Origin of the sequence: Aureliella helgolandensis (assembly GCF_007752135.1) — a bacterium.
Taxonomy (GTDB): Bacteria; Planctomycetota; Planctomycetia; order Pirellulales; family Pirellulaceae; genus Aureliella; species Aureliella helgolandensis.
Window position 1 is genome coordinate 795727 of sequence record NZ_CP036298.1, and the last position, 14104, is coordinate 809830.

The window sequence follows — 14104 nt, forward strand, 5'->3', positions numbered from 1 at the left end:
CCGCTTCACCTATTCTGCCATGCGATGAACGTACACGTAGTAGGCACCGCAGAGTTCGCGGTCCTGTGCGTCGAGGAATGTAGCTCGCAGTTGCGTGTCGCCCGCGGGCAGCACCATTCGAAACGTGACGTGTCGACTTTGGTCCGAGGCAGGCTTGGCCAGCTTCTGTTCGCCAATTTCAATTACCGCAGAATGAATCGGTAGAGCTTTGCCGCGAGCCAAGGTACCATCGGTAACCTCCAAAGCAGGGCAGCCTGCTGCTAGGGAAAACTCCGCTTCACGCGGCCAGCGTCGAAGTTCGAATTCGTACTCCCCAGCCTCAGCAACGCGCAAATGCCACTGGCCATTTTTCGCGACACCAGCACGCACTTGCCCTTGCTGATCTACAAACACATCGAACCACTCACACGCAGTGAGCTTGGATTCCGGCTCGTGTTCTGAACCGATCGTGATTGCCTGCGGTTCATTGACAGTCGGCGCGATCCTATCCCACCACTCATTCAACGTTGTTCGCATCGCTTGGACCACATCTGGGTGCTGATCGATAACATTGCGCTGCTGGAGTGGATCAGTCGCCAAGTCATACAGCTCTCGATCTTGCAGCAATCTCCATCGCTTCCACAGCACTGCAGCTCCGTCCCGCTGTGGTACAGCCGGATTGTTGTTGGGCGTGACTCGAATCGGCATGCGACTGTAGTTGATCACCAACATCCGATCCTGCAACTCGTCAACGGTTCCGCGAAGAAGTGCAGCGAGGCTGGTGCCATCTAACGCCTCCGATGGATCAGGAAGTTCACACAAGTCCAGCAGCGTGGGCAGGATATCTTGAACCTGTGTAAGCTCGGCAAGATCCGTGGGAGACTGCAGCTTTCCAGCGGGCCAGCGTATGAAACACGGCACGCGATGACCGCCTTCCCACAGCGTTACCTTTCCGCCGCGCATGCCAGCATTGAAGTACCGTGGTCCCATCGTGCTGCCATTGTCGGTCATGAAAATCACAATGGTGTTCTCGCGCAAGCCCTGTTCGACGAGGAACGACTCAAGGCGTCCCATGTTCTCGTCGATGTTCGCAATCATCGCTAGGAAACTGACCAAGGACGTTTGCTGTTGCTTGTTCAGTGGCGGGAGTGTGGGTAGCAAGGTTTCCAGTTGGGCAGCCACCACCGTCCGGTACTTGTCAGGCACGAAATGTGGGCCGTGAGGGGCATTGGTGGGAAGGTAGGTGAAGAAGGGTTGGCCCTGCTCGCCCTTCGATTTCATCCAAGCCATGGCTTCGTCAAAGAAGACATCGGTACAGTACCCGGTGAATTGCTCGGGCATTTCATTCCGCAAGTATGTGTCATCAAAGTAGTCGTTGTTCCAGTGGTCTGGCACGGAATTAATATGAGACGACGGAAACCAGACAGCCGTGTCGAATCCCCGGTCGTGAGGCCGGTACGGATAGTTGTCTCCCAAATGCCACTTGCCAAAAATTCCCGTTTGGTAACCACCCAGTGAGAAATGGTTGGCCATCGTCTTCAAGTCGCTGCGGAGGAGCGTACGACCGCTGCTGACATTCATGGCACCGTTCCGCAGGGCGTCGATTCCAGTCATCAGTTGGCCCCGCGTGGGCGTGCACATGGGGGCGACATGGAAATCGGTGAGCCGGATACTCTCGCTCCCTAGGCGGTCCAAGTTGGGAGTCGCGAGTATTGGATTTCCATGCAGCGACAATTCTCCGTAGCCCTGATCGTCGGTCAGGACAATAATCACATTGGGAGGAGCTGCTGCCGCCAATGCCGACGCCGTGAAGACCGCGACGACGAGTGTCACTGGCGAGAGGGTTCGAAACATGATCCTGGCTTTCAATGTTGGGGGGCGCGCGGTAGTGGTGCCCGCTGGATATCTCGTAGAGCGAGCGCCCTTCAGGTGGTATTCCTTTCGCAATTCTATAACAATGCCGTAGGTGGGTGGTGAGCGCTTGCTCGTCGCCATCACTCTTGAGTTGTTTACCCTCATTCATAGCTAAAAGCACATGCAATTCGAAGTACTAGCAACCGATTTGGACGGTACCTTCATTCCTCTTGATGGGGAGCATCAGTCACAGAATCAGCGCGACTTGCTCGAAATTGATCGCGAATTGAAGCGATGCAACGCACAGTTGGTCTATGTTACCGGGCGGCATTTGGATTCGGTCTTGGAAGCGATGCAGCAGTACCAGCTGCCCCAACCTGCATGGATCGTCTGCAATGTAGGGACCGAAATTTATCGAATTGATGCAAACACCAATGCTTCGCCATTGCTCACGCGGGCTCAGTTCGAGTTGAGTGTGGGGTACGCCAGAGAGCTGCGAGGGTTGTTGGGGAACTGGAGTGTCACCTCTCTGTGGGAGGCTCTAACGGATGTCTCTGGCTTGCGGCGGCAAGAGGAAGCCAAGCAGTCGGAGTTCAAGCTGAGCTTCTACGCTGACATGCAGCACTCGGAGCGGTTATTGAAGGAGTTGCAGGAGATTCTCGATCGACAGGCTGCCCCTTTTTCGCTGATTAGTAGCCAAGATCCGTTCACCGGCGATGGTCTGATCGATTTCTTACCCCAGGGAGTCTCTAAGGCCTACGCGGTCGATTGGTGGGCCAAGTCGTTGGGGTGCAATCGTGATGCAATTATCTATGCAGGTGATTCCGGCAACGATCTGGCCGTCTTTGCATCGGGAGTTCGATCGATCTTGGTTGGCAATACGGAAGCCGGTGTCGTTGCCCAGACGCGTGGAATCCATGCAGCGCAGGGATGGCAGAACCGCCTTTACCACGCCTCGAACTGTGCCACCAGCGGAGTGCTAGAGGGGCTGCAGAGTTTTTGTGCAAGCTGAGATTACTGCGCGTTGCCCCTCGCCCACCCGTCTCCCCCACTCTCCGAAGCGGGGCGAGGGGGAGCAGGAGAGACGAGGGATTGGACGATGCCTGAGGAATGTATAACAATACAGTGCGTTGGGAGTTTGGGCTCCAGGCAAAACACTCCCTCTCCCACTCTCCCCCTCCCCCTCCCCCTCCCTCTCCCCCTCGCCCCGCCCCGCCCCGCTTCGGGGAGAGGGGGCCGGGGGGGGAGGGGGGAAGCGTAGGGGAAGCGGAGTGAAAGTGAAGGGGGAATAGCGTAGGAATATCGGGTGGAGAAGGGGGAAGCGATGAAGCGGAGCAAGGCCAGATCGGAACCGGCGATCGAATTCGCGAAAGCACAGCGCGCGTCTTCGAATGAGTTTGCGTCGACTGTCTGGCAGTGGCTTCGCAATCGGCAGTGTTGTGGACAGAAGTTTCGCCGCGAGTTTCCGATCCCGCCCTATACTGTTGATTTTTGCTGTGCTGAGTTGAAGTTGGTGATCGAGATTGATGGCGAGTCACACTTCACGAAAGATGGGCTCGAGCATGATCGCCAGCGCGATGCGTATTTGAGGCGAGTTGGGTACCAAGTTCTCAGAATACCTGGCTACGCAGTGATTCGAGATGGGCGGGATGTGATTGAGCAGATTCAGGTTTTCGTGCAAACTGGGATGGTTGCACCTAGCCCCTCACCCCCCAACCCCCTCTCCCCGAAGCGGGGCGAGGGGGAGTAAGAGAGTAAGGGGGGATTGGACGATGCCTGAGGAATGTATAACAATACAATGCGTTGGGAGTTTGGGCTCCAGGCAAAACACTCCCTCTCCCACTCTCCCCCTCGCCCCGCTTCGGGGAGAGGGGGCCGGGGGGTGAGGGGGGAAGCGTAGGGGAAGCGGAGTGAAAGTGAAGGGGGAATAGCGTAGGAATATCGGGTGGAGAAGGGGGAAGCGATGAAGCGGAGCAAGGCCAGATCGGAACCGGCGATCGAATTCGCGAAAGCACAGCGCGCGTCTTCGAATGAGTTTGCGTCGACTGTCTGGCAGTGGCTTCGCAATCGGCAGTGTTGTGGACAGAAGTTTCGCCGCGAGTTTCCGATCCCGCCCTATACTGTCGATTTTTGCTGTGCTGAGTTGAAGTTGGTGATTGAGATTGATGGCGAGTCACACTTCACGAAAGATGGGCTCGAGCATGATCGCCAGCGCGATGCGTATTTGAGGCGAATTGGGTACCAAGTTCTCAGAATACCTGGCTACGCAGTGATTCGAGATGGGCGGGATGTGATTGAGCAGATTCAGGTTTTTGTGGAAGCTGGGATGGTTGCACTTAGCCCCCCACCCCCCAACCCCCTCTCCCCGAAGCGGGGCGAGGGGGAGTAAGAGAGTAAGAGAGTAAGAGAGTAAGAGAGTAAGAGAGTAAGAGAGTAAGAGAGAGGGGGCGGGTTGGTCGGGAGAATGCTCTATTCAGGCAGTTCTTCGCTGGGGAGGGGGATTTTTCCACCATAGAATTTGGTGATGTCGATTCCGCCACGTTGCTCTTGCTCCAGCAAGCGGATGCGGGTTTCCATCTGTTCGATACGCCGCTGTAGCCTAGGGATCAGGCTTGGAATGGGGTCTATCGGTTCCAGACGCGGGACGGCCGGATATCCCAGTTGTCGCTGCATGGCGGCAAAGAGGAAGAGCGGGTCCTTATGACGGTTGGCTTGGGCGATTCTGCCCTCTCCCAGGCCGAACAGGATTGGAGCTTCCGGTTCGGTGATCCCCAGACGCGAACGCGCCTCAAAATACAATTGGCTGCGCCCGTAAATCATGTCGGACAATTCCACCAACCCCAACTGACGCCGCAGGATCAACAGCCAGGCCTGCCAGTCCGGAGGATAGAATGTGTCGTCCGCCATGGCCTTGAGACCTCGATCATAGTTGAGCCGATTTCGCGACAGGGCTTCAAACTGATAGAAGAACAAGCCTTCTGGGGAAATCGATTCCTGCGCACGGTAGTTGGCTTCCGCCGACAGAATCTTGAGCGCCGTCCGATAGTCGAATCGTCCGCTATCGGTTTCGGCTTCTGCAATCAGGAAGGTTTGGAAGGGAGCAAAGTAGTGTTTGAGTAGAAGCATGCCGGTGCTCATCAGCCCATGATGCTTGAGCTCCCCGAGCAGCAGGTCAATGGCCATGGGAAGGTGAGTGGTGGCGAGCAATTCAAACTTGGTCTGCTCCAGAAGATCTTGGAGTGGTAGGCTCTGGCCTAGTCGCTCTACTAAAACACGGAAGAAATAGGCTTGTTCAATATACTCTTCGCGTTCAAGCATGGGAGGTTTCCAATGGATTGCAGGATAGTTGCAGTGAGGGGGTGCAGCAAGGAACGGGAGGTGCCGGGCTCGGGTGGTTTGTCGAATGCTGTCACTCGCCGCTACGATCCGTAGCAGCCGTTTGCTCGAGCAAATGGGACTTGAGGAATGCTACGGTTTTCTCCGCTGCTGAGCGATCGATAAAAGTAAGCAAGTGTCCTTTGCCCTGGACGGTCAGGAGCTCGGATTCAACGGATAGTTCTCGTAATCTTTCATAGAATCGGCGACTACTGCTGTACGGCACGATCAGATCGCTGGAACCATGAAAGAGGAATATTGGGCAGGTATCTCGACTCGCAAACTCCATGGGGGAAGCGGCGCGGTAGAGTTCGGGTTGCTCGCGTCGGCTACCCCCCATAACCTGAGACAGCATCTGATTGTCGAGTGGGATATGGGTAAAGTCGCTGGGGAGTCCCCCGGCCACGCAAGCGGAAATGGTCGGTTCGCCAGGGAGTGGCTGGCAGGCCAGCATGGCCACCAATTGGGCTCCCGCAGAATACCCCCATAAGCCCAGCTTCTGGGGATCGGCTCGCCAAGCGGTCGCGTGTTGGGCCGCCCAACGCAAGGCAAAGCGGCAGTCGTCCAGTTGGGCGGGATAGATGTGTTGCGGTGCTAGGCGGTACTGGATCGCCACTGCCGCAAAACCATTTTCGGCGAGCTGGCGCGCATGACGCTCCACATTGGATTTGTCACCTGCCGACCAGGCGCCGCCATGGACCATCATGACCAAGGGGCAGACTGTTTCTCCGGCGGGACGATACAGATCCGCCTCCAGCTTTTGGCCGTCGATCTCTCGAACCAGTAGATTGCGCTCGATGTGCAATGGGGAGGTGGGCTGCGGCTCGGCCCCTTCCAGGGGAAGTATCCCCTGGAAAAATATTGCGAAAAGCAGAGGTGCCCAGAGTGCTGGCCCCAGCAGACAGAATGCAGCCGGCTGCAGTGTCAGTTGGAGTCGTGTAGTCTGGACGCGTACACCGAACATTGAAACAGCCTATTTTGTCCATGATGTAAAGGATTCGAACTTACTCCTATAATAGAGCACTGGTCTAGTTCTAGGACAGGTGAGAAGCGGCCGGTAAGGCTGAGCGGCTGACCGATTTCATCACTTTTTAGGTTCTAGCGGAAGAATTGCAGCTCATCCCGGGAGCGAACGGCATTTAACTTTGCCTTGCTCACGTCGCGGGTTGCGATTGGGACAAGCCGTGGAGCCCGTGGATCATGGCCATTCCTCGTGCTGTCCGTGTCCCTTTGCCCTATCCCTCAACTCGCAATCACAGCAGAACGACATAACTCATTATGACTAAGCAGTTTAGCTCCGTGCAATCCGCCGTGGACGCCATTCGTCGCGGGGAAGTCGTGATCGTTCTTGACGCCGAGGATCGTGAAAATGAGGGTGATTTCATCTGCGCGGCAGAGAATGTCACTCCCGAAACGATCAATTTCATGCTGCGAGGCCGTGGGCAACTCTGCTGCCCCATCCTGCCCAGTGCCAGTGAGCGGCTCAAATTGCGGCCAATCGTTGACAATAATAATGCCCCGCTGCGGACTGCCTTCCTCACTCCCGTAGACCATCTAGGAAGTTTGACTGGAATTACCGCAGGGGAGCGCGCTGAAACGATTCGCCGGTTGGCCAGTGAAAGTTCGACAGCGGAGGATTTTGTGCAACCTGGGCACGTATATCCTCTGCTGGCCATGGAGGGGGGCGTACTACGCCGAGCTGGCCACACCGAGGCTGCCGTCGATTTGGCACGCATGGCCGGTCTGACGCCAGCGGGGGTGCTGACCGAAATTCTGGCGGAATCTGGGGATCGAGCCACTCGCGATGAACTGCTGAAGATTGCTGAGCAGCACAACTTGGAGATTATTACCATTGAGCAACTGATTGCTCATCGCCGGGTTAATGAAAAACTGGTTACGCGTTCGGCTACCGCCAAGCTTCCGACCAAGTTCGGAGAGTTTGAGATCGCGGTATTCGGGGTTGAGTATGAAGCTCAGGAGCCGATTGCGCTCTACATGGGCGATCTCTTGGAGCAGCGCCCACAGGCCCCTTTGGTGAGAATGCACAGCAGTTGTTTTACCGGAGATTTGATTCAATCGCTACGCTGTGACTGCGGCGACCAGTTGCAAATGGCATTGCAGATGATTGCGTCGGAGGGCCGAGGAGCGTTGGTCTATTTGCCGCAGGAGGGACGTGGGATCGGATTAGCACAAAAGATCCGCGCCTACGCGTTACAGGAGCAGGGTTTGGATACCGTCGAGGCGAATCATGCGCTTGGCTTTAAAGCCGACATGCGGGACTACGGAGTGGGGATCCAAATCCTTAAAGAACTGGGCTTAACCGAGATCCGCTTGTTGACCAACAATCCCAAGAAGACTGAGGCCTTCAATTTGCGTGGCTTTGATTTGAAAGTGGTCGACCAGGTCCCCATTATCAGCGAATCGAATCCCCACAACGCTGCCTACTTAGCCGCCAAACGCGAGAAGCTTGGTCATAAGCTATAAGGCGGGCCGATGAGAACTTCCCTTGATTCCAAACTCGATTGCCACGTCCGAGTCATCACTCCGGAGAACATCGAGTTTGAGTACGCCTTGGCGGGGCCGTTTCAGCGTTTGCCCGCGTTTGCCTTTGATTTCGCAATTCGCGTTGTCGCGTTTTTCGCCCTCGTCTTTTTGATGGCGCTCACCTCGGGATTGTTCTCGATCAATTCCTCGCTAGTGAGTATCGTTGCGCTACTCCTCTTTTTCTTCCTGAGCTGGTTCTACGGAATTTATTTTGAAACCCGGTTCAATGGCCGCACGATAGGCAAAATGGTCTTTCGATTGCGTGTCATATCGACGGACGGTCGTCCCATCAATGGAGCGCAGGCTGCGCTCCGAAATTTGCTGCGATTGGCGGACATGTGTGTCCTGCTATCGCTGCAGATATTCGATCCAGAAGCCCCGCCAGCTTTCCTGATTCCTACCATGTCCGTCGGTTTAGTCGTCATGACTCTTTCCCCAAAACTACAGCGGCTTGGGGATTTGGCAGCGGGAACTCTTGTGGTTTCAGAGCAGCGCCGCAGTACTCCACTGGTACTGCAGCCCGAAGATTTGCGAGCATTTGGGTTGGCGGAGCTGATTCCAGCCAACTATGTGGTGTCCAGTTCGTTGGCGCAGACCACCGGCACCTATATGGAAAATCGGCGGCGTCTAAGTCCCGCGCGTCGAGACGAAGTAGCCAAGCATTTGGCAGAACCTCTACTCGCTCAATTTGGTATGCTCAACACCACCAGTCCTGACCTGTTAATGTGTGCCCTCTACGTGCGAACCTTCTTTTCGGAGCAGGAGCAAGAAGCGGGGCGGGAACGCTTGCGGAATGCCAATTCGCAGGCTGGTAACATGCCCCCACAACTAGACCGCACGGTACAAGTATAAGGATAGACGATGGCACAATTGGCGGAGACGCTGGAGCAACGACGCAGCGAGTGGCAGCGGCTGGAGTACCTGCTGGCGACGTTTTCCAACGCGCGTCTGGCGGGACGTTCCGGCAATTCCCTCGCAGAATTGTCGAGTCTTTATCGTTCGGCCTGTGCGGACCTGGCGATGGCCGAGCAGTACCGACTGTCCCCGGAAGCGGTGAACTATTTGCATGCGTTGGTCGGGCAGGCGCATAATACGATCTACCGTTCACGGCGCTTTCAGTATCAACAATGGTGGGACATCGCATTCCGGTTGGCGCCTCAACAGATTTTTCGCGATCGCTGTGTGCAAGTGTGCGCCCTCCTGTTTTTTGGGCTCTTTTCGCTGTCGACCTACCTTGCCTACAACGAAGTCGCCTTCCCAGGGTTTGCGGAGCAAGTCCTCGGTACTGATCAGATGGTTGCGATGGAGGAGAACTTTTCTGAAGTCGATTTTGGGCGTGACCTGGACGTCAACTTGGCGATGGTGGCCTTTTATATCCAGCACAATACGGGCATCGGATTGCAGTGCTTTGCCATGGGGCCGTTGGTGATTCCAGGCCTCTACGCGACGGCCTACAATGCAACCGTGCTGGGAGCTTCGTTTGGGTATATGGCTCGGGGGGGAACCGAAGGGGGCGATGCCTTTCTCGAATTCGTTACGGCTCATGGTGCATTCGAATTGACCGCCATTGCTCTAGCGGCCGCCGCCGGGCTGCGGATCGGTATGGGGTGGCTCTTTACGCAGGGGCACTCTCGCGTGGCTTCTTTACAATTGAGAGCCAGAGAAGCAGTCCCTGTGATGGCGGTCTCTGGAGTCCTGTTTTTTCTAGCCGCACTGACCGAAGGAATCTTGTCGCCCAGTTCCGTTCCCTATTTCTTCAAAGCACTGTGGGGTGTTGCATCCAGCGCGATGTTAATGTTTTACTTCGTAGTGCTTGGCTATCCTTCCGATGCAGCGCAGGAGAAGGGGGCCTTAAGTGCAGCTTGATCGGACGGAAATCGTCATTCGCAGACGCAACTCCCTGGAGTTGCTTGACCTGAGCCTGCTGGTTCTCAAACGCCATTGGCGTCCTATTGCGGCGAGCGGTTTGCTACTTGGGCTTCCGTTCCTATTGCTCGATATGTGGGCCATCCAGTGGATGTTGCAGGAGGATTCGCTATGGTCGTTGGAGTACCAGGAAACATCCGAAACCGCGCAGCGTTGGCGACACGCCGCTCATCTCACGGCGCTTTTCTTCCTCCAATTTCCCTTGCTTTCGATCCCCACGACCCTGTTCTTGGGGAATCAAATTTTCTTTCAACCCATGTCGCTACGGCAGATCGTAGCTCAATTGCGAGCGATCGCTTTCCGGTGTTTTATCGTATTGGGAGTCTTGCGACTGGGGGTGGTGGCGCTCTGCCTAGAGCTTGCAGTCAATCGTCGGGTTCCCTTTGATTCTGGCGTTGAACTTTGGATCTTAGTGATTTTCCCTGGTATCTGTCTCATCATGCGAGCTTGTTGGCCGCTAGCACCAGAGATCTTAGGGCTAGAGCGTTGTCCGCTGTGGGCGAAGGAAAAGAACGTGATTTCCTATCGGCAACGCAGCCGTCGCTTGCATCACTTGTTGTTGTCCGAAAATATTTCCAGCTTTATTGCCGCAGCCATCTTTGGTTCGCTGCTGCTGGTCATGCTCCTCAGTCTGCAACTCTGGTTGGCCGGAATTAGCACTGGAAATTGGCAATGGGCCTGGTGGTGCGACTATATCGCTCTTCCCGTCTCACTTTGGTGCGTTGGGTTGTTCTTGGCGGTTTTTCGGTTTCTCAACTACATCGACGTTCGAATCCGACTTGAGGGCTGGGAGATTGAGTTGTTGATGCGGGCCGAAGGCGCCCGTCTCAAACCACTGGCCAATAAATTGAACTCAGGTGCCATTCAAGAACAGGCGGCTCTATGATTCGCAAATCTCTTTTGCTGCTGTTGCTGGCTCTGCTGTCTGTGGGAGGCGGATTGGATATCGCGCAGGCAGAGTCCACTCAAATCGATGCGCGATCTGCGTGGAGGGCAATGCCAAAGACGAATTGGTATGACAAGAAAACGGAGCAGTATCTTCCGCCTGAAGTCGCTGAGCTCCAAGATAATCCGCTACGCTCCGACGGACGACAAGCTGCGCCGGAGGATTCTTCTTCCACCAGTCGCACGTGGGCGGACTGGTGGGACTCCCTCGATTTCGGCAGCGGTTGGGGCAAAGTTGGGACATTTCTGTATTACTTCTTGCGGGTCATGGTGATCGTAGTGATCGTGGTTTTAGTGCTGGCAATCTTGAGTCTGCTGGGGTGGTATTCGTTGCGAGACTATGTTCCCAGTCGCTTTCAGGAACGCGACGACGCAATGAACCGAAAAATCGATCCTGCACGGATGGTGGATTTGCCCTTCGAGGTGCAACAGTCGGTTGGAGATCCACTAGAGGCAGCCCGTGCGGCCATGAAAGATGGTGACTACAGCCTGGGGGTCCTCTACCTTTATGGATACATGCTGCTCGTGCTCGATCGGGAACGCAAGCTGCATCTGCAGAAAGGAAAGACCAATCGCATGTACCTTAAGGAAGTGAAGACGCAGCCTGAGCTGCACAGCATTCTCGAGACGACAGTTCTCGCCTTTGAGGATACTTTTTTCGGGAAGCATGTGATCGAGCGTGAGCGTTGTCTTGCGCTGTGGAATCAGTTGGACGAGTTTCACCAACTGGCCACTTCCGTCGCTTCACCCACCGTTACTCAAGCTGTTTTGGCAGGAGTCTAAGGTGCGACCCGTGCGTGAAACCTGTGGTTCGATTCGCTTTCGCCGCCCTGCCCGTTCCGTCGCGCGCCTGACCCAGGGGGGGGGAGGCCGAAGTCTTCTGCTGTTGTTGCTGCTCCTGTGCGGAGGCTGCGGTAGCTGGGACTCTGAGTTCGGGCCGTTTGGAGAGGTGACGTCGCCTGGCCGCGATCGAGGCTTGAACGGGCTTGGGCTGCATCGCAAGCTTTGGGAACAAGCGGGAGCAAGGTGCTCGACACCTCAGCGACTCTCGCCCAAACTGGATGATGTCGATGTGATCGTCTTAGTGGGGCAAGGCTATGCGCCACCTGGGAAAATGGCTCGAGACTGGCTCGAAGACTGGCTTGCCGAAGAGACGGGCAGGACCGTGATCTATTTTGGTCGGGACTTTAACGCCGAAGTCTACTATCGAGAGAAAACACTCGGCATGGAATCCGATGCAGATAGGCGTCGCGCGGCCGAGGATCTCGCAGGCGTGTTGAGTACGGAGTTAAAGCAGCGTGTCTTCGATCTGTCAGAGAGTACGTTTTGCGGATGGTTTTATCTTGATACTACAGCCCCACGACGCGCCTACACTGACTTCAAAGGCCCGTGGGCCGACGCTCTTAACGACCAGCCCGGCGAGTGGTCTGTCGGAGTTACCTTGCATCCGCCCGAGCCGTCGCGCTGGCAGTCGCAGTTACCAAGCTGGCTAGGAAAGAAAACCAACGGGACCGCTAGTCCACCGCTGGTTCAGCAAGCTGGCCAGTCCGATGCCGTTACCCAACGGAGTCAGTGGACCGTTCGGGAGCTCGATAGCCAAGACGCTTGGGATGCGGAATTTGAGGATGTCGCAGTGGACACGGTGCTGCTATCGGGAGAGGATGACCGCCCGCTTGTCTACACGCTCAGTGGCGAAGAGTATGCGGGCAGCCAGATTGTGATTGTTGCCAACGGCGCTCCGATGTTGAATGGTTCGATGGTTGAACCCTTGCAGCAGCGCATTGCCGAAAAAATAGTTACTCAGTGCCTGCCTGCCCAACGCGTTGCCCTGCTGGCCTACGATCGAGCAGGCTTGCTGATTTCCGATGCGCCCGAACAAGATCCCCGCGGACTTGGCCTGGAGATGCTCACGGTTTGGCCCTTGAGTGCCATTACAATGCCAGCGGCACTCTTCGGAATCTTGCTTTGCACCGCCCTGCTGCCTATCTTGGGGCGTCCACAGGTCTTGCGCAGACGCAGTGTGAGCGATTTTGGAATGCACGTGGAAGCAATAGGTAAGATGCTCAATGCCACGCGTGATCAGCGTTATAGTGAGCAAACCATTCGCGAGTATTTTCGCAAAGTCCGTGGCGAAGCGCCTCCAGAATGGCTTGAGGCTGAACCGCGGGGAGCAGGTCGTGGTGCACCCAAAGCAAGCGCCAACAACAACTCGCCGGAGCCTCCCGCTAGGTCCCCTTGAGCCTCAAGCCAGAACCTCTAATTTTTCTTAGAACCTCCAGCGTAGACGCCGAATATATGCGAACGACCAAACAATTATTTGAGACCATCTCTACCGAATTGCAGAAACTGTTTGTCGGACAAGACGAACTGGTACTCTCGACTCTCGTCGCTCTTTTTTCTGGCGGTCATGTATTGATCGAGAGCTTGCCAGGCATGGGCAAGACGCTGTTTGTGCGAGCGCTGGGGCGCATCCTGGGATGCCATTTTGGACGTATCCAATTCACTGCCGACCTAATGCCTTCGGATATTACCGGAGCGCCTCTGCTGGATGTCCGAACTCAAGAATTTCACTTTCGACCGGGGCCCGTATTCACCCAAATTCTCTTGGCAGATGAGATCAACCGCTCTCCCGCTAAGACCCATGCGGCCCTATTGGAGATCATGCAGGAATATCGGGTGACCGTCGATGGCACCAGCCATGTGATTGAACGCCCCTTTATCGTCCTGGCGACGCAGAACCCGCTCGAAAGCGAAGGGACTTACAATCTTCCCGAAGCGCAACTCGACCGGTTCATGTTCAAGGTTGTCGTCGAATATCCTGGAGAGTTGGAAGAGGAACGCATCCTGACATTGCACAGCCAGCAGATCGATCTCAACCATCGCATCGAAGCTGAACTGCAAGTGGTCACGTCCCCAGCAGAGATCATGAATATCATCGAGTTGAATGCTCATGTTCGAATCGAACCCCAGTTGGTGCAGTACATCAACCGAGTGGTGCGGCAAACGCGACAGTGGCCCGCTTTTCATTTAGGGGCTTCTCCGCGTGCGGGCTTGGCATTGATCCAGGGTGCGCGAACTCTGGCCGCCTTCCGCGGACGGGACTACGCCATCCCGGATGATGTCGTGGACATTGCAATTCCTGCTCTTCGGCATCGCGTCATTATGACTGCTGAAGCGGAAGTCGAGGGATTGCGGGTGGATGACCAACTTCAGCTGCTGCTACGCAGTATTGAGGTCCCGCGTGGAATTGACAATGCAGCTCCAACCGCGGCAGCACCCTCTTTGCCACCTTCGAACGCCATGGACCCGTCGGTCACAGCACCTCCTGGCACTGCTCACCCCTCACCCCCGCCAATCCATCAACCAACTCAACCGAAATTGTCCGAAGGGCAAGATTTATGAATCCAGGCGCGGGAGATCCTGTTGTTCACTTTTCTTGGTTCGACTGGGGAATCACGCCATGGACAATCTTGTGCTTGTG

The 14104-nt window shown here is 55.7% G+C and carries 13 protein-coding genes; 10 read left to right on the plus strand and 3 right to left on the minus strand.

What is annotated here, in order from left to right:
- Window positions 1-9: 9 nt before the first annotated feature.
- Window positions 10-1833, minus strand: coding sequence for an arylsulfatase (locus Q31a_RS02910; protein WP_145073749.1), 1824 nt, complete (start codon window positions 1831-1833; stop codon window positions 10-12).
- Between the two features lie 181 nt (window positions 1834-2014).
- On the opposite strand from Q31a_RS02910, the gene Q31a_RS02915 reads away from it, so the two are divergent.
- The 3 genes from Q31a_RS02915 (at window position 2015) to Q31a_RS02925 (ending at window position 4222) form a co-directional block, all read left to right on the plus strand.
- Window positions 2015-2845 carry an HAD-IIB family hydrolase gene (locus tag Q31a_RS02915; RefSeq protein WP_145073752.1) on the plus strand — a complete coding sequence of 277 codons (831 nt, stop codon included), beginning with the start codon at window positions 2015-2017 and terminating at the stop codon, window positions 2843-2845.
- A gap of 312 nt (window positions 2846-3157) precedes the next feature.
- On the plus strand, window positions 3158-3583 hold the full coding sequence (locus tag Q31a_RS02920) for an endonuclease domain-containing protein (RefSeq protein ID WP_145073755.1): 426 nt from the start codon (window positions 3158-3160) through the stop codon (window positions 3581-3583).
- A gap of 213 nt (window positions 3584-3796) precedes the next feature.
- A complete protein-coding gene (locus tag Q31a_RS02925; protein WP_145073758.1) occupies window positions 3797-4222 on the plus strand; it encodes an endonuclease domain-containing protein in 426 nt (141 codons plus the stop codon).
- Between the two features lie 80 nt (window positions 4223-4302).
- On the opposite strand, the gene Q31a_RS02930 is transcribed toward Q31a_RS02925, so the two are convergent.
- Together Q31a_RS02930 and Q31a_RS02935 are read right to left on the minus strand one after the other, a co-directional pair.
- On the minus strand, window positions 4303-5151 hold the full coding sequence (locus Q31a_RS02930; protein WP_145073761.1) for a hypothetical protein: 849 nt from the start codon (window positions 5149-5151) through the stop codon (window positions 4303-4305).
- Window positions 5152-5242: 91 nt separating this feature from the next.
- Window positions 5243-6172: an alpha/beta hydrolase gene (locus tag Q31a_RS02935; RefSeq protein WP_145073764.1), complete on the minus strand. Its 930-nt coding sequence runs from the start codon at window positions 6170-6172 to the stop codon at window positions 5243-5245.
- 314 nt (window positions 6173-6486) lie between these two features.
- On the opposite strand from Q31a_RS02935, the gene ribA reads away from it, so the two are divergent.
- From ribA to Q31a_RS02970, 7 genes are read left to right on the plus strand one after another with little or no spacing between them, the layout of a single operon-like run.
- Window positions 6487-7692: a GTP cyclohydrolase II gene (gene ribA, locus Q31a_RS02940; RefSeq protein WP_145073767.1), complete on the plus strand. Its 1206-nt coding sequence runs from the start codon at window positions 6487-6489 to the stop codon at window positions 7690-7692.
- A gap of 9 nt (window positions 7693-7701) precedes the next feature.
- Window positions 7702-8604 carry an RDD family protein gene (locus Q31a_RS02945; protein ID WP_145073770.1) on the plus strand — a complete coding sequence of 301 codons (903 nt, stop codon included), beginning with the start codon at window positions 7702-7704 and terminating at the stop codon, window positions 8602-8604.
- Between the two features lie 9 nt (window positions 8605-8613).
- Window positions 8614-9618 carry a stage II sporulation protein M gene (locus Q31a_RS02950; protein WP_145073772.1) on the plus strand — a complete coding sequence of 335 codons (1005 nt, stop codon included), beginning with the start codon at window positions 8614-8616 and terminating at the stop codon, window positions 9616-9618.
- Entirely contained in the window at window positions 9608-10564 is a 957-nt protein-coding gene (locus tag Q31a_RS02955) for a hypothetical protein (RefSeq protein ID WP_145073775.1), read from the plus strand. Before Q31a_RS02950 ends, Q31a_RS02955 begins: the two co-directional genes overlap by 11 nt.
- Window positions 10561-11406: a hypothetical protein gene (locus Q31a_RS02960; protein ID WP_145073778.1), complete on the plus strand. Its 846-nt coding sequence runs from the start codon at window positions 10561-10563 to the stop codon at window positions 11404-11406. Before Q31a_RS02955 ends, Q31a_RS02960 begins: the two co-directional genes overlap by 4 nt.
- Window position 11407: 1 nt before the next feature.
- On the plus strand, window positions 11408-12862 hold the full coding sequence (locus Q31a_RS02965) for a hypothetical protein (protein ID WP_145073781.1): 1455 nt from the start codon (window positions 11408-11410) through the stop codon (window positions 12860-12862).
- Window positions 12863-12918: 56 nt separating this feature from the next.
- Window positions 12919-14025 carry an AAA family ATPase gene (locus Q31a_RS02970; RefSeq protein WP_145073783.1) on the plus strand — a complete coding sequence of 369 codons (1107 nt, stop codon included), beginning with the start codon at window positions 12919-12921 and terminating at the stop codon, window positions 14023-14025.
- Window positions 14026-14104: the final 79 nt, after the last annotated feature.